This is a genomic window from Streptomyces sp. NPDC091209 (assembly GCF_044757755.1).
Classification (GTDB): Bacteria; Actinomycetota; Actinomycetes; order Streptomycetales; family Streptomycetaceae; genus Streptomyces.
In genome coordinates, this window is sequence record NZ_JBIVVR010000006.1 from 537,257 (window position 1) to 560,538 (window position 23,282).

At 70.6% G+C, this 23,282-nt stretch carries 28 protein-coding genes and 2 pseudogenes; 16 read left to right on the plus strand and 14 right to left on the minus strand.

What is annotated here, in order from left to right; translation table 11 throughout:
• Positions 1–196: 196 nt before the first annotated feature.
• The 7 genes from ACIQRL_RS20645 to ACIQRL_RS20675 all read left to right on the plus strand — a co-directional run bounded on the left by ACIQRL_RS20645 (position 197) and on the right by ACIQRL_RS20675 (position 4,894).
• Positions 197–1,336, plus strand: coding sequence for a family 2 encapsulin nanocompartment cargo protein polyprenyl transferase (locus tag ACIQRL_RS20645; protein WP_401333181.1), 1,140 nt, complete (start codon positions 197–199; stop codon positions 1,334–1,336).
• A 228-nt stretch (positions 1,337–1,564) separates the two neighbouring features.
• Positions 1,565–2,221 carry a GNAT family N-acetyltransferase gene (locus tag ACIQRL_RS20650; RefSeq protein ID WP_401333183.1) on the plus strand — a complete coding sequence of 219 codons (657 nt, stop codon included), beginning with the start codon at positions 1,565–1,567 and terminating at the stop codon, positions 2,219–2,221.
• A gap of 74 nt (positions 2,222–2,295) precedes the next feature.
• Positions 2,296–2,514, plus strand: coding sequence for a hypothetical protein (locus tag ACIQRL_RS20655; RefSeq protein ID WP_401333186.1), 219 nt, complete (start codon positions 2,296–2,298; stop codon positions 2,512–2,514).
• Positions 2,515–2,630: 116 nt separating this feature from the next.
• A complete protein-coding gene (locus ACIQRL_RS20660) occupies positions 2,631–3,044 on the plus strand; it encodes a YciI family protein (RefSeq protein WP_401333188.1) in 414 nt (137 codons plus the stop codon).
• Positions 3,045–3,049: 5 nt separating this feature from the next.
• Positions 3,050–4,276: an RNA polymerase sigma factor gene (locus tag ACIQRL_RS20665; RefSeq protein WP_401333190.1), complete on the plus strand. Its 1,227-nt coding sequence runs from the start codon at positions 3,050–3,052 to the stop codon at positions 4,274–4,276.
• 10 nt (positions 4,277–4,286) lie between these two features.
• Positions 4,287–4,634, plus strand: coding sequence for a DUF952 domain-containing protein (locus ACIQRL_RS20670; RefSeq protein ID WP_401333193.1), 348 nt, complete (start codon positions 4,287–4,289; stop codon positions 4,632–4,634).
• Positions 4,631–4,894 (plus strand): hypothetical protein, encoded by a 264-nt coding sequence (locus tag ACIQRL_RS20675; protein ID WP_401333194.1) that lies wholly within the window; start codon positions 4,631–4,633, stop codon positions 4,892–4,894. Before ACIQRL_RS20670 ends, ACIQRL_RS20675 begins: the two co-directional genes overlap by 4 nt.
• Here ACIQRL_RS20675 and ACIQRL_RS20680 read toward each other — a convergent pair.
• The 5 genes from ACIQRL_RS20680 to ACIQRL_RS20700 all read right to left on the minus strand — a co-directional run bounded on the left by ACIQRL_RS20680 (position 4,891) and on the right by ACIQRL_RS20700 (position 8,319).
• Positions 4,891–5,682, minus strand: a complete 792-nt coding sequence (locus tag ACIQRL_RS20680) for a VOC family protein (RefSeq protein WP_401333197.1) — start codon at positions 5,680–5,682, stop codon at positions 4,891–4,893. The two genes, ACIQRL_RS20675 and ACIQRL_RS20680, sit on opposite strands and share 4 nt — an antisense overlap.
• Positions 5,679–6,515, minus strand: a complete 837-nt coding sequence (locus tag ACIQRL_RS20685; RefSeq protein ID WP_401333200.1) for a hypothetical protein — start codon at positions 6,513–6,515, stop codon at positions 5,679–5,681. The genes ACIQRL_RS20680 and ACIQRL_RS20685 overlap by 4 nt, the downstream gene beginning before the upstream one ends.
• Before the next feature lie 368 nt (positions 6,516–6,883).
• Complete coding sequence (locus tag ACIQRL_RS20690; protein WP_401333202.1) at positions 6,884–7,303, minus strand: VOC family protein; 420 nt, start codon at positions 7,301–7,303, stop codon at positions 6,884–6,886.
• 62 nt (positions 7,304–7,365) lie between these two features.
• Complete coding sequence (locus ACIQRL_RS20695; RefSeq protein WP_401333403.1) at positions 7,366–7,746, minus strand: helix-turn-helix transcriptional regulator; 381 nt, start codon at positions 7,744–7,746, stop codon at positions 7,366–7,368.
• 159 nt (positions 7,747–7,905) lie between these two features.
• Complete coding sequence (locus tag ACIQRL_RS20700; protein WP_401333205.1) at positions 7,906–8,319, minus strand: SHOCT domain-containing protein; 414 nt, start codon at positions 8,317–8,319, stop codon at positions 7,906–7,908.
• Between the two features lie 261 nt (positions 8,320–8,580).
• On the opposite strand from ACIQRL_RS20700, the gene ACIQRL_RS20705 reads away from it, so the two are divergent.
• Entirely contained in the window at positions 8,581–8,817 is a 237-nt protein-coding gene (locus tag ACIQRL_RS20705; RefSeq protein WP_401333208.1) for a hypothetical protein, read from the plus strand.
• Positions 8,818–8,950: 133 nt separating this feature from the next.
• Here ACIQRL_RS20705 and ACIQRL_RS20710 read toward each other — a convergent pair whose 3' ends face one another.
• Positions 8,951–10,309, minus strand: coding sequence for a DUF2254 family protein (locus tag ACIQRL_RS20710; protein WP_401333210.1), 1,359 nt, complete (start codon positions 10,307–10,309; stop codon positions 8,951–8,953).
• Positions 10,310–10,636: 327 nt separating this feature from the next.
• On the opposite strand from ACIQRL_RS20710, the gene ACIQRL_RS20715 reads away from it, so the two are divergent.
• Positions 10,637–10,834 (plus strand): hypothetical protein, encoded by a 198-nt coding sequence (locus tag ACIQRL_RS20715; protein WP_261707949.1) that lies wholly within the window; start codon positions 10,637–10,639, stop codon positions 10,832–10,834.
• A gap of 380 nt (positions 10,835–11,214) precedes the next feature.
• Here ACIQRL_RS20715 and ACIQRL_RS20720 read toward each other — a convergent pair.
• The 3 genes and pseudogenes from ACIQRL_RS20720 to ACIQRL_RS20730 all read right to left on the minus strand — a co-directional run.
• A pseudogene (locus ACIQRL_RS20720) lies at positions 11,215–12,164 on the minus strand (PAS domain S-box protein); the annotation flags it as partial.
• A gap of 210 nt (positions 12,165–12,374) precedes the next feature.
• Positions 12,375–13,007: pseudogene (locus ACIQRL_RS20725) on the minus strand (caspase domain-containing protein); the annotation flags it as partial.
• On the minus strand, positions 12,991–13,431 hold the full coding sequence (locus ACIQRL_RS20730; protein WP_401333406.1) for a hypothetical protein: 441 nt from the start codon (positions 13,429–13,431) through the stop codon (positions 12,991–12,993). The gene ACIQRL_RS20730 and the pseudogene ACIQRL_RS20725, both read right to left, overlap by 17 nt.
• Positions 13,432–13,580: 149 nt before the next feature.
• On the opposite strand from ACIQRL_RS20730, the gene ACIQRL_RS20735 reads away from it, so the two are divergent.
• Positions 13,581–13,823 (plus strand): hypothetical protein, encoded by a 243-nt coding sequence (locus ACIQRL_RS20735; protein ID WP_401333213.1) that lies wholly within the window; start codon positions 13,581–13,583, stop codon positions 13,821–13,823.
• Positions 13,824–13,830: 7 nt separating this feature from the next.
• On the opposite strand, the gene sodN is transcribed toward ACIQRL_RS20735, so the two are convergent.
• The gene (gene sodN, locus ACIQRL_RS20740) at positions 13,831–14,226 is read right to left on the minus strand and encodes a superoxide dismutase, Ni (protein WP_261707948.1); all 396 of its coding nucleotides are present in this window, start codon (positions 14,224–14,226) and stop codon (positions 13,831–13,833) included.
• A gap of 145 nt (positions 14,227–14,371) precedes the next feature.
• Between sodN and sodX the strand changes: the two genes are divergently transcribed.
• Positions 14,372–14,806 carry a nickel-type superoxide dismutase maturation protease gene (gene sodX, locus ACIQRL_RS20745; RefSeq protein ID WP_401333216.1) on the plus strand — a complete coding sequence of 145 codons (435 nt, stop codon included), beginning with the start codon at positions 14,372–14,374 and terminating at the stop codon, positions 14,804–14,806.
• On the opposite strand, the gene ACIQRL_RS20750 is transcribed toward sodX, so the two are convergent.
• A complete protein-coding gene (locus ACIQRL_RS20750; protein ID WP_401333218.1) occupies positions 14,710–15,339 on the minus strand; it encodes a CGNR zinc finger domain-containing protein in 630 nt (209 codons plus the stop codon). The two genes, sodX and ACIQRL_RS20750, sit on opposite strands and share 97 nt — an antisense overlap.
• A 100-nt stretch (positions 15,340–15,439) precedes the next feature.
• Between ACIQRL_RS20750 and ACIQRL_RS20755 the strand changes: the two genes are divergently transcribed.
• Positions 15,440–16,198, plus strand: coding sequence for a class I SAM-dependent methyltransferase (locus ACIQRL_RS20755; protein ID WP_401333220.1), 759 nt, complete (start codon positions 15,440–15,442; stop codon positions 16,196–16,198).
• A gap of 254 nt (positions 16,199–16,452) precedes the next feature.
• Here ACIQRL_RS20755 and ACIQRL_RS20760 read toward each other — a convergent pair whose 3' ends face one another.
• The 3 genes from ACIQRL_RS20760 to ACIQRL_RS20770 are packed head-to-tail and all read right to left on the minus strand — an operon-like array spanning position 16,453 to position 19,158.
• Complete coding sequence (locus ACIQRL_RS20760) at positions 16,453–17,214, minus strand: amino acid ABC transporter ATP-binding protein (protein WP_401333223.1); 762 nt, start codon at positions 17,212–17,214, stop codon at positions 16,453–16,455.
• The gene (locus ACIQRL_RS20765) at positions 17,211–18,176 is read right to left on the minus strand and encodes an amino acid ABC transporter permease (protein ID WP_401333225.1); all 966 of its coding nucleotides are present in this window, start codon (positions 18,174–18,176) and stop codon (positions 17,211–17,213) included. Before ACIQRL_RS20765 ends, ACIQRL_RS20760 begins: the two co-directional genes overlap by 4 nt.
• A gap of 28 nt (positions 18,177–18,204) precedes the next feature.
• Positions 18,205–19,158, minus strand: coding sequence for an ABC transporter substrate-binding protein (locus ACIQRL_RS20770; protein WP_401333227.1), 954 nt, complete (start codon positions 19,156–19,158; stop codon positions 18,205–18,207).
• A 539-nt stretch (positions 19,159–19,697) separates the two neighbouring features.
• Here ACIQRL_RS20770 and ACIQRL_RS20775 point away from each other — a divergent pair.
• The 4 genes from ACIQRL_RS20775 to ACIQRL_RS20790 all read left to right on the plus strand — a co-directional run bounded on the left by ACIQRL_RS20775 (position 19,698) and on the right by ACIQRL_RS20790 (position 23,254).
• Positions 19,698–20,921, plus strand: coding sequence for an NADP-dependent malic enzyme (locus ACIQRL_RS20775; RefSeq protein ID WP_401333230.1), 1,224 nt, complete (start codon positions 19,698–19,700; stop codon positions 20,919–20,921).
• Between the two features lie 411 nt (positions 20,922–21,332).
• A complete protein-coding gene (locus ACIQRL_RS20780) occupies positions 21,333–22,298 on the plus strand; it encodes a zinc-binding dehydrogenase (protein ID WP_401333233.1) in 966 nt (321 codons plus the stop codon).
• A 177-nt stretch (positions 22,299–22,475) separates the two neighbouring features.
• The gene (locus ACIQRL_RS20785; protein ID WP_148010429.1) at positions 22,476–22,685 is read left to right on the plus strand and encodes a helix-turn-helix domain-containing protein; all 210 of its coding nucleotides are present in this window, start codon (positions 22,476–22,478) and stop codon (positions 22,683–22,685) included.
• Positions 22,685–23,254: a Clp protease N-terminal domain-containing protein gene (locus ACIQRL_RS20790; protein ID WP_401333235.1), complete on the plus strand. Its 570-nt coding sequence runs from the start codon at positions 22,685–22,687 to the stop codon at positions 23,252–23,254. Before ACIQRL_RS20785 ends, ACIQRL_RS20790 begins: the two co-directional genes overlap by 1 nt.
• The last annotated feature ends 28 nt before the right edge of the window (positions 23,255–23,282 follow it).

Below are 23,282 nucleotides of genomic sequence, written 5' to 3' on the forward strand. Positions count from 1 at the left end.
CGGCCGGGGGGGGGGGGCCCGCCCCCCCCCGCACCCGGCCCCCCCCGCGGGGGGCCGGGGGGGGGCGCCCCCCCCCCCCGGCCCCCCCCCCCCCCCCCCCCCCGGGGGGGGGGCCCCCACGACGGGGGTGCGCGCCCGGCGGCCGTTTCGGCGCCGGGGCAGGCCGACGCTCCGGTGCGATCGAGCGGGTGACCGCATGACGACGGAGACGCGGCAGGGTCCGGCCGGGATTCCCGACAGACGGCGCCCGGCCGGGGCACCGGACCGGCGAAGTCCCGGCGGCAGACCCATGGAACGACAGGGCGCGCCGAACCCGGCCGAAGCGCAGGAGGCCGCGGTCATCCTGGAGCGGGCACGGACGTCCGTCGACCCCGAACTGCGCCGGGCCATCGACTCGCTGCCGGGCTCGATGCGCCGCGTCGCGCTCTACCACTTCGGCTGGGAGCAGGCGGACGGCACCCCGGCGGCGGGGAACGCGGGCAAGGCCATCCGGCCCGCGCTCGTGCTGACCGCGGTCCAGGCGCTCGGCGGACAGCAGGCGACGGCCGTACGGGCGGCCGCCGCGGTGGAGCTGATCCACAACTTCACCCTGCTGCACGACGACGTGATGGACCGGGACACCACCCGCAGACACCGCCCCACCGCGTGGACCGTGTTCGGCGACGCCGACGCGATCCTCGCGGGGGACGCCCTGCAGGCGCTGGCCCAGCGGCTGCTGGCCGAGGATCCGCACCCGGCGTCCTCGGCGGCCGCCGCGCGGCTCGCGGGCTGTGTCGTCGAACTGTGCGAGGGACAACACACGGACACGGCCATGGAGAAGCTCGGCCCGGACGAGGTCACCCTGGACGAGTGCCTCGCCATGGCCGAGGCGAAGACGGGCGCCCTGCTCGGCAGTGCCTGCGCCATCGGGGGGCTGTACGCGCGGGCGGACGCCGAGGACGTCGAGGCACTGGACGCGTTCGGCCGGGAGGCGGGGCTCGCCTTCCAGCTGATCGACGACGTGATCGGGATCTGGGGCGACCCCGGCCGCACCGGCAAACCGGCCGGGGCGGACCTCGCCGCCCGCAAGAAGTCGCTGCCCGTGGTCGCCGCGCTCACCTCGGGCACCCGGGCGGCCGCCGAACTGGCCGATTTGTACGCGGCGCCGTACCGGGAAGGGGAGTTGGAGCGTACGGTGCAGGCCGTCGAGCGGGCGGGCGGGCGCGACTGGGCACAGGTCCAGGCGGCCGAACGGATGTCCCGGGCGATGCACGAACTGTCGCGCGCGGTCCCCGACCCCGAGGCGGCGGGCGGCCTTCTCGCACTGGCCGAGTTCGTCACCCGGCGCAGCAACTGACCGGTCTCATCGGCCGGTCTAGGGCCCGGATCCCCGGGCACCGTACGGCACCTGACATCCGTACGGTGTCCGGCTCCGGAGGGGGCGGGCCCCGCGCACCCCCACGGCGTGCGGGGCCGCGCCCTCGACTCCGTCTCTGGTACCCCGGGACAGGCCCGTCGCCCTAGAGGGGTATTAGGCTCAACCACCGTACGGTCGGGGCGGGTTGGGTGAAGGGTGGGGCTGGTCATGGGTGTGGCGATCCGGGTGGCGGGCGAGGCGGACCGGGAGCTGGTCGTCCGGCTGCTGGACGGTGCGTTTCAGGACGATCCGGTGAGCAACTGGGTCTTCCCGGACCCGGCACACCGCCGCGCGACGCACCCCAAGCTCATGGCGGCGTTCACCGATGCCGTGCTCGCCGAGGGGCGCATCGATCTGGCCGAGGACGGTTCGGCGTGCGCCCTGTGGCTGTCCGTCCCCGCCGGGAACCACGAGGGCGAGGGCGAGAACGGGAGTGAGGGCGACGGCGGCGGCGCGGACCAGGACGTTCCCGCGCAACTGCGCGCGGCGGTCGACCCGGACAACGAACGGGTCGAGCTGATCGGCCGGCTGACGGCGGACATCCACCCCGAGGGGCGCGCCCATGAGTACCTGTGGATGATCGGGGTGGATCCGGAGCGCCAGGGCGAGGGGCTCGGCGGCGCGCTGATCGAGTCGGTCCTCGACCGCTGCGACCGCGAGAGCGTGGCCGCCTACCTGGAGGCGAGCAACGCCCGCAGCCGCGCACTGTACGAACGGCTCGGCTTCGTGCTCATCGGCCGTCCCCTCGACCTGCCGGACGGCCCGCGGATGTGGCCCATGTGGCGCGAGCCGCGACCGGGGCGACAGGCCCGGGCCGAGGGCTAGAGCCAGACCCGGGCCCAGCCCTGGACCGGGACGTACAACAGGAAGCGGTGGGTCCGCCGCCCTACCCTGAAGGCATGGGCACCGATGAGCATGTATGTCCCGAATGCGGGCAGCCGGTCGCCACGAAGGTGCACCGGTACAAGACCCTGGGCGCCTGGGTACCCAAATGGGGCCCCGGACCCTGCCGGAACCCGAAGTGCGCGGCATACGCCGGCGAGCCCGGACGCGGACAGGACCAAGGCCAGGACCGGGGACACGATCTGCCGGAGGAGCCCGCCGCGGAGAAGTCCTGACGCACCGGACGCCGCCGGGCGGAGATGTGTAGAGAATCGCGGGCCGGCTCCGACGTCCCCTGTGAGAACCGCCCACGACGGGTGGTCCGAGCCGAGGAAGCCGAAGGAGCGGACTCATGAAGTACCTGGTGATGGTGCAGGGCACACAGGCCGACTACGAGGGCATGCGGGGCAAGGCGTCCGCGCAGGCGCCGGCCTGGAACGAGGAGCAACTGCAGGCCATGTACGCCTACATGGGAGCGATCAGCGACGACCTCTCCGAGTCCGGCGAGCTGGTCGACGCCCAGGGTCTGGTGGAACCCGCGCAGACCCGCCTGGTGACCCGGAGCCCGGACGGCAAGGCCGTGATCACCGACGGCCCGTACAGCGAGACCAAGGAGCTGATGGCCGGCTACTGGGTGGTCGACTGCGCGAGTCTGGAACGGGTCACCGAGATCGCCGAGCGGGTCACCCGCTGCCCGGGTCCCGACGGCCTCACCGAGTACCCGGTCGTCATCCGGCGCATCCAGGACGGTGCCGGGGACCTCTGAACGGGATGAGAGGCACGACCGAGGTCGAGGACCTGCTGCGCCGCCACGCGCCGCAGGTCCTCGGCGCGCTCGTCCGCCGCTACGGGCACTTCGACGCGGCCGAGGACGCCACGCAGGAGGCGCTGCTCGCGGCCGCCGGGCAGTGGCCCGCCAAGGGCGTGCCGGACAACCCGCGGGGCTGGCTGATCAAGGTCGCCTCGCGGCGCCTCGTCGACGCCCTGCGCGCGGAGGAGGCACGCCGGCTGCGGGAGGAGAAGGCGGCGGCGCTGACGCCGCGGGACGCGTTCACGGCGCCGCCCCCGGGTGCGGACCGCGCCCCGTCGGAGGACGACACGCTCACCCTCCTCTTCCTGTGCTGCCATCCCGATCTGACCCCGGCCGCGCAGATCGCGCTCACCCTGCGCGCGGTGGGCGGTCTGACCACGGCGGAGATCGCGCGGGCCTACCTGGTGCCCGAGGCGACCATGGCGCAGCGGATCAGCCGGGCCAAACAGCGGGTGCGAGGCGTCGGTTTCGGCCGCCCCGACCACTGGGAGGAACGGCTCCCCGCCGTCCTGCACACCCTCTACCTGACTTTCAACGAGGGGTACACGGCGACCTCCGGCACGGCACTGCAACGGGCCGAACTCGCCCATGAGGCGATCCGGTTGACCCGAACGGTCCGGCAACTGCTGCCCGGGGACGGCGAGGTGACCGGCCTGCTCGCGCTGATGCTGCTGACGGACGCCCGGCGCGCCGCGCGGACCGGGCCGCACGGGGAACTCGTTCCCCTCGACGAGCAGGACCGCACCCGCTGGGACGGGGCGGCCGTCGAGGAGGGCGTGGCCCTGGTCACCGAGGCGCTGGGGCGGGGGCCGGCGGGTCCCTACGGGCTCCGGGCCGCGATCGCCGCGGTCCACGACGAGGCGGCCTCGCCGGAGGAGACGGACTGGGCCGAGATCCTCGGCCTCTACGACGTCCTCGTCCGCCGCGTCCCCGGCCCCGTCGAACGCCTCAACCGCGCGGTCGCCGTGGCCATGGTGCACGGGCCGCGGGCCGCACTCGCCGAACTCGACCGGCTGGAGGGCGAGTCGGCCGCCGGGTACCGGCTGGACGCGGTCCGCGGTCATCTGCTGGAGCGCGCCGGTGACCCGGCCGGAGCCAGGGGGGCCTACGCGTCGGCGGCGGCCAAGACCCTCAGCCTTCCCGAACGGCGCTATTTGGAGGCGCGGGCGGCCCGGCTGACGTCGTAGCGTTGTCCGCATGTCCGAACCCCTGTTGCATCTGACCGAGCGCTCCCTGTGGGACGCGGCCCGCAAGTCCGGCGCCTTCGAGATGTCCACCCGCGGCCGGACCCTCCAGGAGGAGGGCTTCATCCACTGCTCGCTGCGCCACCAACTCCCCGCCGTGGCAGCCACGGTCTACGGCTCCTACACCGGACCCGACGAACTCGTGCTCCTCGTCGTCGACGCCGAACGGCTCACCGTGCCCGTCCGCTTCGAGGCGATGGAGCCCGGCGGCGAGGAGTTCCCGCACATCTACGGGCCGATCCCGGTGGACGCCGTCGTGGACACGGAGGTCTGGGACCGGGGCGGGGCGGCTTCGGCGTGAACGCGGACGGGGACCGACGCCGGTTGTGGCGCAGGGTCCTGGTGGTGTGGGCGGTCACCGTGGCCGGCGCCGGCGCCCTCACGCTCTGGCTCCAGGCCTCGGCGGAGCCGGCACCGCCGACCGGCTGGTACACCTCCGAGCAGAACGGCCGTGACGGCGACGCCCCGGCCCCGCTGATCTCCGCCGAGGTCTCGGACCTGCCCTGCCCGGAGGCGGAGCGGGGCGGGCCCGTCCTCTGCGTGGTCGCGACCGGCCCCTAGGGCAGGCTGCCCGTCACCGGATCGCGGCCGGTCAGGCAGTAGACGCCGCCGACCGGGTCCCGCATGACCGTCCAGCGCGCGCCCCGGCCGACCGCCGTCGCCCCGAGGGCTTCGTGGTGCGCCCGGACCGCCTCGACGTCGGAGCAGGCGAGGTCCAGATGGGCGGAAGTGGGGCGGTCGGTGCCGAGGCGTTGCAGCAGGATGCGCAGTGGCAGCCCGGCGGGCGGCCTGATCAGCTGGAAGTCCGGGAGCGCGCCGGGGTGGGACTCCCACCCGGTGAGCTCGCTCCAGAAGGCGATCTCGGTCTCGTACACGCCCGGTGCGAGGTCGATGCTCACCTGGTCGAGCCGGCTCGTCGTGCCGCCCGGCCCCTCGACCACCGACGGCCGCGCGGACTCCCCGTGCCAGGGCACCGCGCAGAACGACTGCCCGCCGGGGGAGCGCAGTACGGCCCACCCCTCGTGCCCCGCGACGAGCTCGGCGCCCAGCCTCAGTGCCGACTCCACCAGCGCGGGTACGTCTTCCACGGACAGGTCGAGATGGGCGCCCCCGGCACCGTCCGCGACGCCCTGCGCCTTCACTCCGGCGTCGCCCTCGCGGGGCAGCAGCGTCAGGAACTCGCCCCGGTCGCCGCGTGGTTCGGACGCCTTCGTGCCGGTGACCGCCGTCCAGAAGGCGAGAGCCGGTCCGAGATCCGCGGCGGGCCGGTCGACGAAGACGTGGGTCCACCGGACGACCGGTCGCGCGGGCACCGGGACGCTCCCCGCCGGACCGTCGGTGCGGTTCATACCGTCTCCTGGGCGATCAGGGTGTGCAACGACGCCTTCATCCGTGCGACGAAGGCGTCCCGGACCTCGGGGGAGAGGACGTGCAGGGAGAGATACGGGTTGAGGTCCTCCAGCTCGACGAGGAGCAGCTCACCGCCGGGGGCCCGGCAGGCGTCCACGCGCTGGATGCCGTACGCGATGTCGTTCCACTCGACGAACCGCTGCGCGAACTCCCGGTCCTCGTCGGTCGGTTCGTACGGCTCCAGGGCCCACCGCCGCTCCGGGTCGGGCGCGTACAGGGCGTACTGGAAGGTGTCGTCGACGAAGTAGAACGACACCTCGTAGCGGAAGTCGATCCGCGGCTGGACGAGGATGTCGCCGAACGGCAGCCCGGCGAGCTCCTCGCGCGGCACGAACTCCAGGCCGATGGAGTCCGCCCCGTGCTTCGGCTTCACCACGTACATGCCGGTATCGGGCAGCAGATCCAGATCCGGTGCGCGGTCGACGGTGGGGATGACCGGGAAGCCGGCGGCGGTCAGCTCCAGCAGGTACCCCTTGCCGGCCATGTCGCCCTTGCCCGAGAGCTGGTTGTAGACCCGGACACCCTCCGCGAGCGCGCGTTCCCGGAACGCGTCGTACGCGGCCTGGTAGTGCAGGACCGGCCCGCTGTTGCGTACGACCACGGCGTCGAAGCCGGTCATCAGCCCGGCCGCGTCCAGCGGATGGCACACGGCGATGTCGAACTCCTCGCGCAGCCGCGAGGTCAGGGCGATGTCCTCGTCGCAGTACCGCCGCCCCTTGGCCGGATAGGCCAGGTCGCTGACGAACAGGACGCGGGGGCGTGCGGACGGCACGGGTGACTCCTCGAAGGCGTTCGGACGGTTCACTCCGCGGGCGGACCATGCCCGCGGAACACACGGACGTAGTGTCCCTCCCTTGAGACTCCCGCCTCTCATCACCCTGGGCCGGTGACCTGCGGGGACCCGAGAACGACGGCCGACCCCGCGCGTCCCGTGGAGCGACGAGCAGGCCGGGTGCCGCCCGACTCGGCCCGTGCGGTACCGCGCCGGCCGGTGTCGCGCCGAGCGGGCGGGTGTCGCCCCCGGCCGGCCGGTGCGGTACCGAGTCGGCCGGTGTCGTGCCGGCGGATGTCGCCCGGGCCGGCCGGTGTCTCGCCGGGCCGGTCCGCCGTGACGCCCTCACACGGGTGTCGGCGCCACGGTCAGCCGGTGCCGCGCTTCTCCGTGAAGCGCAGCAGGTTGCCCGCCGGGTCGCGGAAGGCGCAGTCCCGCAGGCCGTACGGCTGGTCCGCGGGCTCCTGCAGAACCTCGGCGCCCGAGGCACGGACCCGCTCGAAGAGCTCGTCGCAGTCGGTCGTCGAGAAGATCACACCGCGGAGCATCCCCTTGGCCAGCAACTCGGCCATGGCCTGCTTGTCCGCGGGCGAGGCCTCCGGGTCCGCCGCCGGGGGTTCCAGGACGATCTCCACGTCCGGCTGGAGCGGCGAGCCGACGGTGACCCACCGCATTCCCTCGAACCCGACGTCACCCCGGACCTCCAGGCCCAGCACGTCGCGGTAGAAGGCGAGCGCCTTGTCGTGGTCGTCGACGGAGATGAAGCACTGGGAGAGTTTCAGATCCATGCGTCCAACCTAGGGCTTGTCAGGCGCCTCACGCGGGCGCCGCGTGTCCCGGACGGCGGTCCTCAAAGGCGCGTGCCCGGTTCCGCCTCCGGGTTGCGGTGGCGGGCCGGGCGGGTCAGCCGGCGGGACACGCAGGAGGGAATGGGGGCGCCGTGGTCGTGCGGACGGGCCCGGTACGCGCTCGGGGTCTCGCCCACCAGCTCCGTGAACCGCGAGCTGAACGAACCGAGCGAGGTGCAGCCCACCGCGAAGCACACCTCGGTCACCGTCAGGTCGCCGCGCCGCAGCAGAGCCTTCGCGCGCTCGATCCGGCGTGTCATCAGATAGGTGTACGGCGTCTCGCCGAACGCCTCCCTGAAGCTCCGCTGGAAGTGCCCGGGCGACATCAGCGCGGTGCGCGCGAGTGTCGCCATGTCCCACGGCTCGGCGTACTCGCGGTTCATCCGGTCGCGCGCCTGTCGCAACCGGACCAGGTCTTCGAGGCGTCCGGGATTTCCCACGTCCCCAGAATGGCACAAGGGCCGGCCGCCCCTCGGGGGATCACTGGCCCGGGGGACGGCGGCGGTCCTTCGTGCGCGGGAGTGCGCGGGGGGTCCGTGCCGTCAGGCGGCGAGGACCTTGGCCTTGGCCTGTTCGAACTCCTCGGCCGTGATGTGGCCGTGGCTCTTGAGGTCCGCGAGCTTCGCCAGTTCGTCGGCCTTGCCGGTGGTACCGGCGGTCTCACGGATGTACGAGTTCATGTCCTCCTGGCTCCGCTGGATGCGCTTCATCTCGCGCTCACCCATGCCGCGGCCCCGCGCGATCAGGTACACGAAGATGCCCAGGAAGGGCAGGATGACGACGAAGACACACCAGCCCGCCTTGCCCCAGCCGCTCAGCTCGTCGTCGCGGAAGATGTCTCCGATGACGCGGAAGAGCAGCATGAACCAGAGGATCCAGAGGAAGAACCACATCGTGGTCCAGAAGACGTTCAGCAGGGGGTAGTCCGCTGCCAGATTGAGCGTCGAGCCGTTCATGGTCGAACTCCTGTCGGTTGTGCGACATCTCCGCGAGCGTTGCCTTGGTGTCGGGCGGATCGAACTGTCGCCGGGCGCCGGGTCGCGATCTCGGGGATTCCGCCCAGGTCCGGCCGGCGGGGGGTTGCGGCCGGTCAGCAGGGCCTGGCGGGTCGGTGCGCAGAGCGCGGTGGTGTGCCGGACGGGGGTGCTGGGTCCGCCGGCGGACAGACGCTCGAAGGCGGGGGGCGAGCAGGGCCCCCCGAACACACGGGACGTGCCATGACGACGTCGTCCGGTGTGATCGGCGTGATCGGTGCGACGTTCGGTGCGCCGTCCGGGGGCGCCGGCGGCCGCGTCGACGGCGTGCGGCGCGCGGACCCCGAGGGGCACGGCGACGCGGAGGACCGTACGGGGTCCTCCGGGCCGTGCCGGACGGGCCCGGGGCACGGCACACCCGGCACGGGCCGGATCTGCCGCTGGATGCAGGCCATGAGCGGTGCCCTCTCTGACGCGTGACGTCCTTCTTCGGCTCCAGAGTGCGGTCACCCCCCGCCCCGCCGGATCACCCTCCGCGGGTGAGCTCGCGGATCCGCCGCCACGGGCTCCCGGGCGAGGGACCGGTCCGGCCCCGGGCCCCTCGGACACCCGTTCACCCCTGGTCAGGGAGCTCGTCGTGCCCTTCGTGCTCCAGGTGCCCTTCGTGCCCTTCGTGCCCTTCGTGCCCTTCGTGCCCTTCGCGTCCCTCGTGGTCCTCGCGTTCGTGTTCCTCCGCGAGGGCGTCCCGCAGCCGCGGGAAACCGGCGTCGAGCTCCTCGTCCACCCAGGCCAGCCGCCTGGTGAGCGGCGCGTCGGCGCGGCCGTGGCGCGCCCGGCGCAGCTCCTCCAGGAGCGTCCGGAGGCGGATCAGGACCATCGGGGAGTTCCGGGCGGCCGGGATCACGTCGTCGAGAGCGGTGCGCAGGAAGTCCTCCCACCCCGGCAGCGGGACGACGACGCGCAAGGCACCCCCGCGGTCCGTGACCTCGCGCGGCCGGGCCCGCGCCGGGACCGGCCGGCGCAGCAGATCCTCCATGGCGTCCAGTGCCTGCACCGCCGTGGCGGGGTCGTTGACCGCCGGGGACAGCGCCCGGAGCGCGATGTCGGCGAGCAGCCGGAAGGCGAGTCCGGGGTCCTGGTCGAAGACCCGCTCGGCGCCGGTCTCCAGGCCGCGCAGGACGGCGGCGGCGGGCAGTTCGCCGCCGTACACCTCGGCGACGGTGGTGCCGTCCTGCAAGGTGGTGCCGGGGGTCACCCGCAGGACGACGACCGCGTTCGCCGCCTGTGCCGCGCGCGCCAGCAGGCCCACGTCCACGCGCTGCAGCACCGCGCCGGCCTTCGGCCAGCCGACCGTCGACCGCGGCCCGTCCGGACCGGCCGGGTGTCCCGGACCTCCCCGGCCGCTCGTGGAGCCGCTCGCGTAGAAGACGTCGAGGTTGTGCCGGCCCCGTTCGGAGATGGAGCCGAGCACCGGGGCGAGCTGGATCGCGGCGACGGCCTGCAGCAGCAGGTTGCGCAGCAGCGTCAGCAGCAGGAGCAGCAGGACGCCCGCGCTGATCGGCAGGACCACCGAGACCTTGTCCCGGTTGGCGATGGTCAGGGCCGCGGTGGCACAGAAGACGGTCGTCCCGACGGCGAAGGCGAACGTCCGCCACACGATCGGCGCGTCCCGGAACAGGGTGAGCCGCGGGGTGAAGGTGGTGGCCGCCCACTGCACCACCAGGAACAGCACGGAGAAGATGACGGTGGCCGCGCCGAGCACCCCGAAGCCGGTCGCGAGCAGCATCTCGGACACCTGGCGGGAAGGCAGCACGGGTCCCCGGGTGAACTCCGGGACGAGGAGACCGAGGCCCAGTCCGCCGGCGATGAAGACCAGTTGGAGGAGGCCCGCGCGCAACCGCCGCCTGCGGCGGAACGCGGCGCGGCCGGTGCGGACGGAGGCGCCCCGGCCGGCTGCCGCGAGAACGTTCATCGACATCCTCCGAGGCGGTCCCGGGGCCGGCGGAACGCGGACCCGCCCCTCAAGGTTCGCCGCCCGCGCGATCACCCGCATCACCCGCAGAAGGTGAGCACCAGGCGCCGGGCGCGCCGCCCGGTCACCTTTTTTCGGCCTTTTTCCGCGCCCGATGCGCGGAGCGCCGGGGCATGGGTGGAAGGTGGAGTGGCGAGGGTGTGAGCGGGAGTGTTCCGAGGTGGGCCGGGGTCGCCCGCACCGGGGGATGCCACATCGGTGCGCGGGACCGACGATGGCAGGGGATCGCAGCGGACCCCGCGCCCCGGCCCCGAGGGAAGTGCTCGTATGCGCTACGAATTCCGGATCGCCGGCCTTGTTTCGGACACGCTCGCCTCGGCCTTCGCCGAACTCGACAGGGTGCGTACGAAGGAACAGACCCTGTTCTTCGGAACCGTGATCGACGACGCCCATCTGTACGGACTGCTCACCCGGTTCCAGGCACTGGGCCTGCGGGTGATCGAGATGCGCCAACTGCCCGTGTGACCGAGATACACCGACTGCCCCAGGAAAGCAGTACGCACCCGGACCGTCGGGACGACGAGAGCGGCGGCCCGCGGGCCGGGTGCGGACAAGCAGGCGACGCGATCCGCGACAACGCGGGTCGGACGGCCCGGACGCAGGTCAGGCCTTCTTGGTCTCCTAGTGATGGGCCGGGTCGGTGACCTGCGGGGATCTTCCTGTGGGCGTTGAGAAGGCACGGCGTCCCACTCTTTCCTGCGGCACCCCGTCGGCGCGGAGTCAGCGCGGATCTGAGCCCCGTACGGGCATGGGGTAAGCGGCTTCAGCCGAGACGATGTCGGTCGGGTCGGATCTTGCCGGCATCGCCCCGGAGCTCACGTCAGATCGGCTGAGCCTCGGGAGCGGTGCCAGTTCGGTTCCTCGATGTCGTGGACGTGGACGAGAAGGAGATTCGGCGCAGAGGTGTTGTCGGGGATGACGCTGTTCCGGAGGGAAACCCATACGGACGTGCCGTCCCGGTGGGTGAGCCGCAGTTCTGCTCTGCCTCCTCTGACGGGTGTTGTCAACAAGGTGTGCCCGTCCTCGGGATGGACGAGATCGGAGAACGTGTAGCGACGCATTTCCGTGGCTGATCTGCCCAACATGTGGCACAGAGCGTCGTTCGTGCGCACGACTCTGCCCGGTTGTTCGTCGTGTAGCTCGGTCACAGCCATGCCCGACGGCGCGTACTCGAAGGCTTCCCGGAAGGACGCCTCGCTGGCGCGAAGTGCGTGCTGTTCGCGTTCCAGACGTGCCAGCGCACGTTTCATGTTCGCCTTCAGCTGGGCGTTGGCGATGGCGACCGAGGCGTGGGCCGCGTACACCTGGAGTGCTTCCCTCCCCCACGCACCGGGGCGACGTCCGTTGCGCGGCCGGTCGACGGAGATGACACCGATGAGGTCCTGGCGACCGTTGCTGCCTACGGAGTACAGGGGTGCGAAGAGCCGGTCGCCGGGATGCCACTCGTCGTCGAACTTCGGCATTCCCCCTCGGTGTACCACTGCGGTACGTCGTCCTGATCGAGCACCCAGCCCTCCGAGTGAGGGATGAACCGTAGATCGCCCCACGCCTCGCCCATCGAGAGACGGCGTTCCCACGACTCGCGTGAGCCGACCCGGCCCGTAAGCAAGGCCTCGGCGCTCGAGTTGCCTGCGAAGGCTGCGACAACGAGGTCTCCGTCCGGACGCACGAGGTTGAGGGCGGCCAATGCGTAGCCCAACCCCACGACGACCCCGTCTGTGACGGTCTGCAGGGTGTCGGCGAGGCTCTGGGCCGGGGAGAGCTGCTGGATCAGCTGGTCCAGCAAGCTCCGCAGGGTGGCGAGACGGACGTAGGGCTCGGATTCCGTGGGATCCGTCGAGGCATTGGTGCTGGTCGTATGACTGGCCGTCCAGGTACTCCAGCTGGGCCGTGACGCAGTCGGTAACGGCTCGTACGCCACGTTCCGAATGAAGGGTGCTCTGCCCAAGCTGTTGCGGCACAGCCGGTGGGGCTCGGGTCTCCCTCTCATGCCGAGTTCGAGGCGCAGCTTTGTGTAGACCGTGTCGAGATCGAGGAACTCGCCACCCTCCAGCACCCCGTTGCTGATCAACCTGATCATTTCGCCGGTGAACGCGGTGTACGGCTCGCCCGGAGGAGCGATTGCTACGGCGTTCTCGGCGGAGGCGGCGAGTAGATATGTGCCTTCGACTTCGAGAACAGTGCCAGCGTCCGCTGATTGCACACCGAAGGCCCGTGCGCTGTAGCAGCAGTCGACCACGACGATCTTCCGGGCGGCGGGGCTCTGCTCGATCGAACGCCGGATCCAGTCGTAAGGCGCCGCTGTGTCGTGGACCGACATCCAGTCGCTGTCCCCGACGGCCAAATACAGCCCGCCTGTTCGCGGCTCGATGAGCCCGTGTCCCGCGTAGTAGACGACCAGGGCGTCCGTTGCCTCTCGGGCCGCCTCGGCCACGGACTTGGACAGTTGCCGTGGGGTCTGAGGGTCCAGCACCACTCGGCAATGGGCGGATGGAAGTCCCCAGATGTCTTGTTGAGTGAAGAGGCTCCCGAGCGTCTCCGCGCTGTGCGCTACGGCGGGCAGGTCGTCGAGCGCCTCGTAGGAGCCGGCGCCTATGAGTACCGCTCGTGAGGCGGAAGGATCAGGGGGAGAGGCCATCGGGCTCCCCGGAACCGTCGGAGCCGTTGGGCTCGCTCGTGCTGCCGGAGTCGTCGACCAACAACTCGATGAGACGCAGGGCTTCTTCGGCAGAGGAGTCCGAGATCGTGATCGTCAGACCGTCGGCGCGATCCACAGTCACCGTCGGACGCTGCGGACGCGTCGCGCGCCATGCGACCAGGGACATGGCGAGCGACGCGGCATTGAAACCGGAACCGACCACGAGCGACACCAGGTCAACTGTGCCGCCCTGAGCACCTGATGGCAGGGGGCATGAGGCACCGAGCGCCGGCTTCGCGTGGCGGCGAGCGACAGGGTCAGCCATCAGCCACATGTGCAGCGAACGTAACTCGGCCTCTGGTACCTGCACATCTTGGAACTCAAGATTCAACCGCACCCGCAGCCCCCTTGTCCCCCGCGCCACGGCGCGTACAACAATGCCCAAGAGGCTACCGTTCGGCGAGCTGTCTCTGTCATCGCTGTCGTCTCGTACTCTGCGCGCGTAAGGCCCTCCAAGCGGCAGAGACCGTGACAGCCGAGCGTGAGGGTCGCAAGCCCCTTGAGTTGCGGCATATGGCGACCCGCGACCTCCACCACTTCTACGCCTCCGCCCTCTTGCCGGCGGAGCGGGCGTCGAGCAGGTTCAGCTGGTCCTCGGTCCCATCCGCCGTCACCACGCTGCGGATCTACGCCCACCTGTGGCCGGGCGAAGAAGGCCGCACCCGGACCGTCATGGACGCCGTTCTCGGCGGCCGGCGGACCGGGTGCGGACAGGTAGGCGATGAGACCCGCGAAACCACAGGTCAGATGGCCTAGCCATAGATCAAGCCTTCTTGGTCTCCCAGAAGATCTTGTCGATCTGGGCGATGTAGTCCAGCGCCTTCTGGCCCGTCGCCGGGTCGGTGGACGCCTTCGCGGCCGAGAGGGCCTTGAGAGCGTCGTTGACCAGTTGGTGCAGCTCCGGGTACTTCTCGAAGTGCGGGGGCTTGAAGTAGTCGCTCCAGAGCACCGACACGTGGTGCTTGGCGAGCTCGGCGCGCTGCTCCTTGATGACGGTGGCGCGAGCCTGGAAGTGCGGGTCGTCGTTGCCGGCCATCTTGTCCTGGACGGCCTTGACCGACTCCGCCTCGATGCGGGCCTGGGCCGGGTCGTACACGCCGCAGGGCAGGTCGCAGTGCGCGCTGACCTTGACCTTGGGGGCAAACAGGCGGGAAAGCATTGAGCTGTCCTTCCTCGTGATCGTCTTCTCAGGTGGGACATTACTCCGTGGGAGAGGCGTTTTCGCGAGTGCCCCCATGGGCTTAGGACAAAAGTCCGGGGTGAAACTGGGACTGGTGGAGGATAGGACCGGGGAGGTGCCGGTGATGCCGGAGCTGTCGCAGGAGACCGTGCGGGGGAAGGCCCTGCTGCCGTTCGGGGCGGCGGAGGTGACGGGCCCCTCGATGGTGCCCACACTCCAGCACGGGGATCGGCTCGTCGTTCAGTGGGGGGCGCGGGTGGGGCCGGGCGATGTCGTCGTCCTGCGGCATCCGTTCCAGCAGGACCTGCTCGTCGTGAAGCGGATCGCGGAGCGGCGTGAGGGTGGCTGGTGGGTGCTCGGGGACAACGCGTTCGCGGGCGGGGACAGCACCGACTACGGAACCGTTCCCGAGGAACTCGTCCTCGGGAAGGTGCGGTTCCGGTTCCGACCGCCGAAGGCGGGTCAGCGTTCGCTGTTCGCGGTTGTCCGCTGGGTGCTGGTCGCCGCCAGGCCGGTGTTTCCCGTCCGGTCCGCCTCCAGGCGCTTGCGGGCGCGGTAGGCCGCGACGTTGGCGCGGGTCGCGCAGCGGTCCGAGCAGTAGCGCCGGGAGCGGTTGGTCGAGGTGTCCAGATAGGCGTTGCGGCACGGGGCGGCCTCGCACAGGCCGAGGCGGTCCACGCCGTACTCGGTCAGATGGAAGGCGAGGCCCATCGCCGCGATCGCCGCGTACCCCGCTGTCGCGTTCGACGGGTGGTCCGCCAGGTGCATGTGCCACAGCGGGCGGTCGTCGTCGTCACGGTGGTCGTGACCCGAGATCTGCGGGCTCACCGGGAATTCGAGGAGCAGCGAGTTCAGCAGGTCCACCGCGAGGGTCTCCTCGCCGGTGTCCGCCGCCTCGAAGACCGCGCGCAGCCGCCCCCGTACCGAACGGAAGCGGGTGACGTCAGCGTCGGCGGCGCGGCGGGCCGCCGAGGAGTTGCCCCTGAACAGGTCACGGACGGCCTCGACGGAGGTCAGCGAGTCCTTGCCCCGGGCCGGTTCCTCGGTGTTGACGAGGCGGACGGCGTAGTCCGAGTAATAGGCCAGTTCCACTTGTAGTCCTTACGGAGGCGCTCTATCGTCGTGGCGGCGGTCAGGTAACAGACGATCGCGCTTACAGGGTATTACGTGGTCGACTGGGGGAGGGGCTTTCATGGCCATCGGCACCGGAACCGACTGGAACGCCTGGCAGCGGAGCTGGGACCGGCAGCAGGAGTGGTACATGCCGGACCGCGAGGACCGCTTCCGGGTGATGCTCGACATGGTCGAGGCCCTCGTCGGACCCGCGCCCCGCGTCCTCGACCTCGCCTGCGGCACCGGCACCGTCACCGCGCGGCTGCTCACCCGTCTTCCCGGAGCCACCAGCACCGGCGTCGACCTCGATCCCGCCCTCCTCGCCATCGCCGAGGGCACCTTCGCCGGCGACGACCGGGTCACCTTCGTCACCGCCGACCTCACGGACCCGAAGTGGCGCACCTCGCTGCCGTACGACACGTACGACGCGGTGCTGACCGCCACGGCCCTGCACTGGCTGCACAGTGAACCCCTCGCCGTCCTCTACGGCCAGATCGCCGAACTCGTCCGCGACGGCGGTGTGTTCATGAACGCCGACCACGTGATCGACGAGACGACACCCCGGATCAACGCGGCCGAGCGCGCCCAGCGGATCGCCCGTATGGACGAGGCCAAGAAGGAAGGCGCCCTGGACTGGGCCGAATGGTGGAAGGTGGCCGCCCAGGACCCCGTCCTCGCCGGACCCACCGCCCGCCGCTTCGAGATCTACGGCGAGCACGCCGACGGCGACACCCCCTCCGCCGACTGGCACGCGCGCGTGCTGCGCGAGCGGGGCTTCGGGGAGGCGCGGCCGGTCTGGTCCTCCCCCTCGGACGCGCTGGTGCTCGCGGTCAAGTAGGCGACCCGCAGGCTCTGTTGAGGCACACACCCTGTCGAGGCACACGCCCTGTCGAGGCGGTACGGAAAATCCGTACCGCCTTTGCCGCGTCCCGCGGCACCTCCCGCCGCACTGGAAGGGTGGGACGGTACGCGAGCGCGGGCCGGGCCTGCCGCGGCAGCGGGAAAGGCAGGAGGACCGGGGCGTGAGGAAGGGGCGGTACGGGAGACCCGTACCGCCCCTTTTCCCTGCGCTCGGGAGCGCCGACGTCCCGGTCAGAGGACCTTCGACAGGAACGACTTCGTGCGCTCGTGCTGCGGGTCCGTCAGGACGTCGCGCGGGTTGCCGGACTCGACCACCACACCGCCGTCCATGAAGACCAGGCTGTCGCCGACCTCACGGGCGAAGCCCATCTCGTGCGTGACGACGACCATCGTCATGCCGGACTCGGCGAGGTCGCGCATGACGTCGAGGACGTCACCGACCAGCTCCGGGTCCAGGGCCGAGGTCGGCTCGTCGAAGAGCATCAGCTTCGGCTCCATCGCCAGCGCGCGGGCGATCGCCACGCGCTGCTGCTGGCCGCCGGAGAGCTGCGAGGGGTAGTTGCGCGCCTTGTCGGACAGGCCGACGCGTTCGAGCAGCTCCATCGCGCGGTCCCGGGCGTCCGACTTCTTGGTGCCCTTGACCTGGATCGGCGCTTCCATGACGTTCTCTACGGCCGTCATGTGCGGGAACAGGTTGAAGCGCTGGAAGACCATGCCGATGTCCCGGCGCTTCAGAGCGACTTCGCTGTCCTTGAGCTCGTAGAGCTTGTCGCCCTTCTGGCGGTAGCCGACCAGGTCGCCGTCGACGTACAGCCGGCCGGCGCTGATCTTCTCAAGATGGTTGATGCACCTGAGAAACGTGGACTTGCCCGAGCCGGACGGGCCGATCAGGCAGAACACCTCACCGGTGTTCACCTCCAGGTTGATGCCCTTGAGCACCTCCACCGGACCGAAGGACTTGTGGACGCCCTCCGACTTCACCATCGCGGTCATGCCTTGCCCCTCTCACTGCCGAGACCGAGCATGTTCGTCTTGATCTTCTGGAAGACGGTCGGCGGCAGACTGCGGCTGGAACCCCGTGCGTAGTAGCGCTCCAGGTAGTACTGGAAGACGCTGAACACACTGGTCATGGCCAGGTACCAGATGGAGGCGACGAACAGCATCTCCATGACGGCGTACGACGTGGAGCCGATCGCCGAGGTGGAGCGCAGCAGCTCGTTGTACGTGACCGCGTACACCAGCGACGAGGTCTTCAGCATGTTGATGAACTCGTTGCCGGTCGGCGGCACGATCACGCGCATGGCCTGCGGGATCACGATCCGCGCCAGCGTCTTGGTGTGGCTCATGCCCAGGGCCTGCGCGGCCTCCGTCTGACCCTCGTCGACGGCCAGCAGGCCGGCGCGGCAGATCTCGGCCATGTACGCGGCCTCGTTGAGACCGAGACCCAGCAGGGCGCACATGAACGGAGTCATGACGTCCGTCATGTTGTTCTTGTAGATCGGCCCCAGGTTCAGAACGGGGAAGATCAGCGCCAGGTTGAACCACAGCAGGAGCTGGACGTAGACCGGCGTGCCGCGGAAGAACCAGATGTACAGCCACGCGACCGTGCTGGTCACCGGGTTCTTCGAGAGCCGCATCACCGCGAGGACGACGCCCAGCACCACACCCACGATCATGGCGAGGATGCTGATCAGCAGCGTGCGGCCGGCGCCCTGGACGACGGTGGACACGAAGAGCTGACTGCCGACCGTGTGCCACTGGATGTTGCCCTGCGAGAACGCGACGCCGAGCGCCACGAGCAGCGCGACGACGATGACGCCGCTGATCCACCGGCCGTAGTGCCGGACGGGGATCGCCTTGATGGTCTCCGGGGCCGGCCCGGAGGTCCCGCTCTGGGACACCGTGTCGCCCGGAGGCGGGGTGTCCGAGGCGGACTTGTCGAGATTGTCAGTCACGTGACTGCCCTTCAGTGGTGCGCTCGGCTTACTTGCCGCCGTTGATCGCGGACTGCTCGATCGCGCCGGACTGGGCGCCCCACTTCTCCAGCACCTTCTGGTACGAGCCGTCCTTGATGATCGCGTCGACGGCGTCCTTCAGCGCGTCACGGAGCTGCGTGTTGTTCTTGTTCAGGATGATGCCGAACGGTCCGGCGTCGTACTGCTTGTTGATGACCTCGAAGGCCTTGCCGCCGTCGGCCTTGTTGGACAGGTCGACCGCGACGGGGTAGTCGTTGATGCCGGCCACCGCGCCGCCGGACTTCACACGGGTCTGGGCCTCGGTGTCGTTCTGGAACGACTCGATGTTGATGGCCTTCTTGCCGGCGTCCGTGCACTTCTTGGACTGGTCCTTCAGGGCCGTCTCGTACGTCGTGCCCTGCTGCACGGCGGCCGTCTTGCCGCAGAGGTCCTCGATGCCCTTGATGCCCTCGGGGTTGCCCTTCTTCACGTAGATGGCCGTACCGGCCGTGAAGTAGTCCACGAAGTCGACGCCCTCGCCGAGCTTCTTGCCCTTGTCGTCCAGGCCCTCCTGGCGCTGCTTGTTGTCCGTGATGGACGACATGCCGATGTCGTAGCGGCCGGAGTTGACGGCGGTGATCAGGCCGTCGAAGGAGCCCGAGGTGAACTCGAACTTCACACCGAGCTGCTTGGCCAGCGCGTCGGCCAGGTCCGGGTCGACACCGACGATCTTGCCGCCATCGGTCGACTCCATGGGGGCGTACTCGGCGTTCGTGCCGACCTTGATGACGCCCGCGTCCTGGATCTTCTTGGGCAGCTTGGAGAACAGGGGAGCACTGTTGGACTGGGTGGAGCTGCTGTTGCCGCTCTTCGTCTGGTCACCGCAACCGGTGAGGATCAGGGCGCCGGCGACCGCGATCGCACCGACCGCTGCTATCCGGGACGACGCGGCCGTGGTACGACGGGTGGTGCGTGCGGTCATGAGGGTTCCTCCGGCGGATGAGGGAGTAGCCGATAGGTCGACGAGAACACACACCTTTGAGTGTCGCGACCTCGTGTAATGACGGCATCTTGCCATTCGGATCGCGCGATTCAGGGTGCCCGCTATGTCAAAATCGGATAACGGGCGACCCCCGAACCGTTACGGGCCAGTAGCTCCAGGCCGGATCTTGTGCGGGAATCCCTCCCTCGGGCGGGAAGATCTTCGGCGCTTCGTGCGATGCGGACGACCGCTACGCGGCACTCATGTCCGAACGAGGACATGTCAGGAAGTGTCAATGGATCAGGGCATGAGTCATCTCACCGACGTGTGATCTTGGCTCTATGGACTCGTCCTCGACATGGTCCGTCCGGTAAGAAGGTTCTTTACACCCCTCATCCGGGGCTCAGGGCGCGTGTGCGGCGCGCCCGTCGCGCAGCGGCCCGTACGCAACCACGGCGGCAGGGCCTGCGCGGTGCCCGCCCACCCCTCAACCAGGAGTGGTCACCCTCAGCCAATGAAGACTTAAGGGGTAAAACAAAGTGGCAGCGGAGATCGTCAATCCTCGCAGCGACAGCAGTACGGATCTCGAAGGCGGGGCCGAGCCCCTCGATTCCTTCGACCCGGCTTTCGCGCTGCACCGCGGCGGCAAAATGGCTGTGCAAGCCACGGTGCCGATCCGCGACAAGGACGACCTGTCCCTGGCTTACACGCCCGGCGTCGCGAAGGTGTGCAGCGCGATCGCCGAGCAGCCGGAACTCGTCCACGACTACACGTGGAAGTCGTCCGTGGTCGCTGTGGTGACCGACGGCACGGCCGTGCTCGGGCTCGGTGACATCGGCCCGGAGGCCTCGCTCCCCGTCATGGAGGGCAAGGCCATTCTGTTCAAGCAGTTCGGCGGAGTGGACGCGGTGCCGATCGCGCTCGCCTGCACCGGCGTCGACGAGATCGTCGAGACGGTGGTCCGGCTCGCTCCCTCCTTCGGCGGCGTCAACCTGGAGGACATCTCGGCACCGCGGTGCTTCGAGATCGAGCGCAAGCTCCAGGAGCGGCTGGACATTCCCGTCTTCCACGACGACCAGCACGGGACAGCGGTCGTCACCCTCGCGGCCCTGCGGAACGCCGCCAAGCTCACCGGGCGCTCGCTCGGCGATCTGCGCGCGGTGATCTCGGGCGCGGGCGCGGCCGGCGTCGCCATCGCCAAGTTCCTGCTGGAGGCGGGCCTCGGCGATGTCGCGGTCACCGACCGCAAGGGCGTCGTGTCGCGGGACCGGGACGATCTGACGGACGTCAAGCGGGAGCTCGCGGAGATCACCAACAAGGCGGGGATCTCCGGTTCGCTGGAGGCGGCGCTCTCGGGCGCCGACGTCTTCATCGGGGTCTCCGGCGGTACGGTGCCGGAGCCGGCGGTCGCCTCCATGGCGGAGGGTGCCTTCGTCTTCGCGATGGCCAACCCGACCCCCGAGGTGCACCCCGACATCGCCCACAAGTACGCGGCCGTCGTCGCGACCGGGCGGTCGGACTTCCCGAACCAGATCAACAACGTGCTGGCCTTCCCGGGGATCTTCGCCGGTGCGCTCCAGGTCCGGGCCTCCCGGATCACCGAAGGCATGAAGATCGCCGCCGCCGACGCGCTGGCCGCGGTCGTCGGGGACGACCTCGCCGCGGACTACGTCATCCCCTCGCCGTTCGACGAGCGGGTGGCTCCGGCGGTGACGGCCGCGGTGGCCGCGGCCGCCCGTGCGGAGGGCGTCGCCCGCCGCTGACCGTTCGCGTCCTGCTTGGCCCCGCCGGGATGGTTCCGGCGGGGCCGGCTTTTTGCCCGCGTGAGCGTCCGGGCGGGTGTTTCTCGCCCCCTCCGCCCCTGCCCGTGGCCCGTACCGGGGGGCATACCGGGGGCGCTGCCCCCGTTGGTACGCCCCCCGCTCCTCAAGGGTCTGAGGGGCTGAATTTGTCCCCCCAGCGCCGGAAAGTCTCGGCCCGTCCGGCGATTGAGGGCGAGGCCGTCCAGGCCGAAGCGGGGGTCTGGGGGCGGCAGCCCCGGGTACGGGACGGGCGGGGGCGGAGGGGGCGAGGACAGGCGGTTGCCCGGCGGGGTTCGCCCCGGCGCGCCGGGGGACGCGTGTCACACGGGGAGGCGGTTCCCCCGGCCGGGGGCGGAGCCTATCGTCAAGGTCATGTTCGCTGCCTATGCCGCCCGAATCGACCGTGACCAGCCGCTGAACGGCCTGGAGTTGGGGGAGCGTCCGGCCCCCGAACAGAGGCCGGGCTGGACGACCGTGAACGTACGGGCCGCCTCCCTCAACCACCACGATCTCTGGTCGCTGCGCGGGGTCGGCCTCGCCGAGGACAAGCTGCCGATGATCCTCGGCTGCGACGCCGCCGGAATCGACGAGGACGGCAACGAGGTCGTCCTGCACTCCGTCATCGGCCAGAGCGGGCACGGGGTCGGCCCCGGGGAGCCCCGGTCCATCCTCACCGAGCGCTACCAGGGCACCTTCGCCGAACAGGTCTCCGTACCGGCGTGGAACGTTCTGCCGAAACCCAAGGAACTGTCCTTCGAGGAGGCCGCCTGTCTGCCGACCGCCTGGCTGACGGCGTACCGCATGCTGTTCACCAACGCCGGGGTGCGGCCCGGTGACTCCGTGCTCGTGCAGGGTGCGGGCGGGGGCGTGGCCACCGCCGCGATCGTGCTCGGGAAGGCCGCCGGGCTGCGGGTCTTCGCCACCAGCCGTGACGAGGCCAAGCGGAAGCGGGCGCTCGAACTCGGCGCCGTCGAGGCGCTGGAGTCCGGGGCGCGGCTGCCGCAGCGGGTGGACGCCGTCATCGAGACGGTCGGCGCCGCCACCTGGTCGCACTCGGTCAAGTCGCTGCGTCCCGGCGGCACCGTCGTGATCTCGGGTGCCACCAGCGGTGACCGGCCCTCGCACGCCGAACTGACGCGGATCTTCTTCCTCGAACTCAAGGTGGTCGGTTCCACCATGGGGACGAAGGACGAGCTGGAGGACCTGCTGTCCTTCTGCGCGGCCACCGGTGTGCGACCCGTCATCGACGAGGTGCTGCCGCTCGACCGGGCCCGTGAGGGGTTCGAACGGCTCGAGTCCGGCGACCTGTTCGGCAAGATCGTGCTGACCACGGGCTGATTCCCGGGGCTGCGGAGACACACGAAACGGCGGGTCCGGGTTTCCGGGCCCGCCGTTTCGCGTGCCCGTCTTCCGTGCCCGTTTCCCGTGTCCGGTCGGTGCGCGCGGTCGGTGTCCGTGCGGGCGCGGGTGTCAATGTTGGTTGACATGAAGGGTCTGTCAACGTAGGTTGACATCATGACCGAAGCAACGGATCTGGCCGAGCGTGCGGGTGATCGCGATCCGCGGATCGGGCTGCGGGCGGTCTCCGCGCTGCGGAGGCTGCTGGAGCAGTTGGAAGCGGTACAGGTGCGCAGTGCGCGCCATCAGGGCTGGTCGTGGCAGGAGATCGCCGCGGAACTCGGAGTGAGCAGGCAGGCCGTGCACAAGAAGTACGGGAGGCAGTGATGTTCGAACGCTTTACGAAGGATGCGCGCGCCGTCGTCGAAGGCGCCGTGTCGCACTCGGAGCGGGTGGGGGCCGAGACCGTCGAGGACGAGCACCTGCTGCTGGCGCTCCTCGACCGGGAGGGCAGCCGGGGTTCCTTCGTCCTGACGTCGCTCGGGGCGGCCGGGTTCCGGGAGTCGCTGGAGCGGGACCTCGCCGAGGCGCGCCGCCGGGGCGGGCTGTCGCGCGCCGACGCGGACGCCCTGTCCGGTCTCGGTATCGACCTCGCCGAGATCGTCTCCCGGATCGAGGAGACGCACGGTGAGGGGGCGTTGGAGTCGGGCGGGCGTGGCGGAAACGGCCGGCGGAGCTGGCGTCGGCCCTTCGGGCAGAGCGCGAAGGACGTCCTGACGAGGGCTCTGCGGGTCGCTCTCGCCCGACGGGACCGCCACATCGGGGACGAACACCTGCTGCTGGCGATCACCCTGCGAGGCGGGGTCGCCGGAGAAGCCCTGGCCGATCACGGAATCACGTACCAGTCGGTGACCCGGGTGCTGTACGGGGAGGACGGTGTGGCGGAGGCGGGGTGAGGCGGAACCGGCGTGAGCCGGTGAACGC

What these genes read in the sequence shown, in the direction of transcription:
- ACIQRL_RS20705 (WP_401333208.1), top strand. Translation starts at nt 8,581, where the DNA reads ATGACGACGTCGTCCGGTGTGATCGGCGTGATCGGTGCGACGTTCGGT.
- ACIQRL_RS20710 (WP_401333210.1), bottom strand. Translation starts at nt 10,309, where the DNA reads ATGAACGTTCTCGCGGCAGCCGGCCGGGGCGCCTCCGTCCGCACCGGC.
- ACIQRL_RS20735 (WP_401333213.1), top strand. Translation starts at nt 13,581, where the DNA reads ATGGCGACCCGCGACCTCCACCACTTCTACGCCTCCGCCCTCTTGCCG.
- ACIQRL_RS20790 (WP_401333235.1), top strand. Translation starts at nt 22,685, where the DNA reads ATGTTCGAACGCTTTACGAAGGATGCGCGCGCCGTCGTCGAAGGCGCC.
- ACIQRL_RS20680 (WP_401333197.1), bottom strand. Translation starts at nt 5,682, where the DNA reads ATGAACCGCACCGACGGTCCGGCGGGGAGCGTCCCGGTGCCCGCGCGA.
- ACIQRL_RS20670 (WP_401333193.1), top strand. Translation starts at nt 4,287, where the DNA reads ATGTCCGAACCCCTGTTGCATCTGACCGAGCGCTCCCTGTGGGACGCG.
- ACIQRL_RS20690 (WP_401333202.1), bottom strand. Translation starts at nt 7,303, where the DNA reads ATGGATCTGAAACTCTCCCAGTGCTTCATCTCCGTCGACGACCACGAC.
- ACIQRL_RS20655 (WP_401333186.1), top strand. Translation starts at nt 2,296, where the DNA reads ATGGGCACCGATGAGCATGTATGTCCCGAATGCGGGCAGCCGGTCGCC.
- ACIQRL_RS20715 (WP_261707949.1), top strand. Translation starts at nt 10,637, where the DNA reads ATGCGCTACGAATTCCGGATCGCCGGCCTTGTTTCGGACACGCTCGCC.
- sodN (WP_261707948.1), bottom strand. Translation starts at nt 14,226, where the DNA reads ATGCTTTCCCGCCTGTTTGCCCCCAAGGTCAAGGTCAGCGCGCACTGC.
- ACIQRL_RS20645 (WP_401333181.1), top strand. Translation starts at nt 197, where the DNA reads ATGACGACGGAGACGCGGCAGGGTCCGGCCGGGATTCCCGACAGACGG.
- sodX (WP_401333216.1), top strand. Translation starts at nt 14,372, where the DNA reads ATGCCGGAGCTGTCGCAGGAGACCGTGCGGGGGAAGGCCCTGCTGCCG.
- ACIQRL_RS20650 (WP_401333183.1), top strand. Translation starts at nt 1,565, where the DNA reads ATGGGTGTGGCGATCCGGGTGGCGGGCGAGGCGGACCGGGAGCTGGTC.
- ACIQRL_RS20665 (WP_401333190.1), top strand. Translation starts at nt 3,050, where the DNA reads ATGAGAGGCACGACCGAGGTCGAGGACCTGCTGCGCCGCCACGCGCCG.
- ACIQRL_RS20785 (WP_148010429.1), top strand. Translation starts at nt 22,476, where the DNA reads ATGACCGAAGCAACGGATCTGGCCGAGCGTGCGGGTGATCGCGATCCG.
- ACIQRL_RS20780 (WP_401333233.1), top strand. Translation starts at nt 21,333, where the DNA reads ATGTTCGCTGCCTATGCCGCCCGAATCGACCGTGACCAGCCGCTGAAC.
- ACIQRL_RS20755 (WP_401333220.1), top strand. Translation starts at nt 15,440, where the DNA reads ATGGCCATCGGCACCGGAACCGACTGGAACGCCTGGCAGCGGAGCTGG.
- ACIQRL_RS20660 (WP_401333188.1), top strand. Translation starts at nt 2,631, where the DNA reads ATGAAGTACCTGGTGATGGTGCAGGGCACACAGGCCGACTACGAGGGC.
- ACIQRL_RS20770 (WP_401333227.1), bottom strand. Translation starts at nt 19,158, where the DNA reads ATGACCGCACGCACCACCCGTCGTACCACGGCCGCGTCGTCCCGGATA.
- ACIQRL_RS20700 (WP_401333205.1), bottom strand. Translation starts at nt 8,319, where the DNA reads ATGAACGGCTCGACGCTCAATCTGGCAGCGGACTACCCCCTGCTGAAC.
- ACIQRL_RS20760 (WP_401333223.1), bottom strand. Translation starts at nt 17,214, where the DNA reads ATGACCGCGATGGTGAAGTCGGAGGGCGTCCACAAGTCCTTCGGTCCG.
- ACIQRL_RS20695 (WP_401333403.1), bottom strand. Translation starts at nt 7,746, where the DNA reads ATGAACCGCGAGTACGCCGAGCCGTGGGACATGGCGACACTCGCGCGC.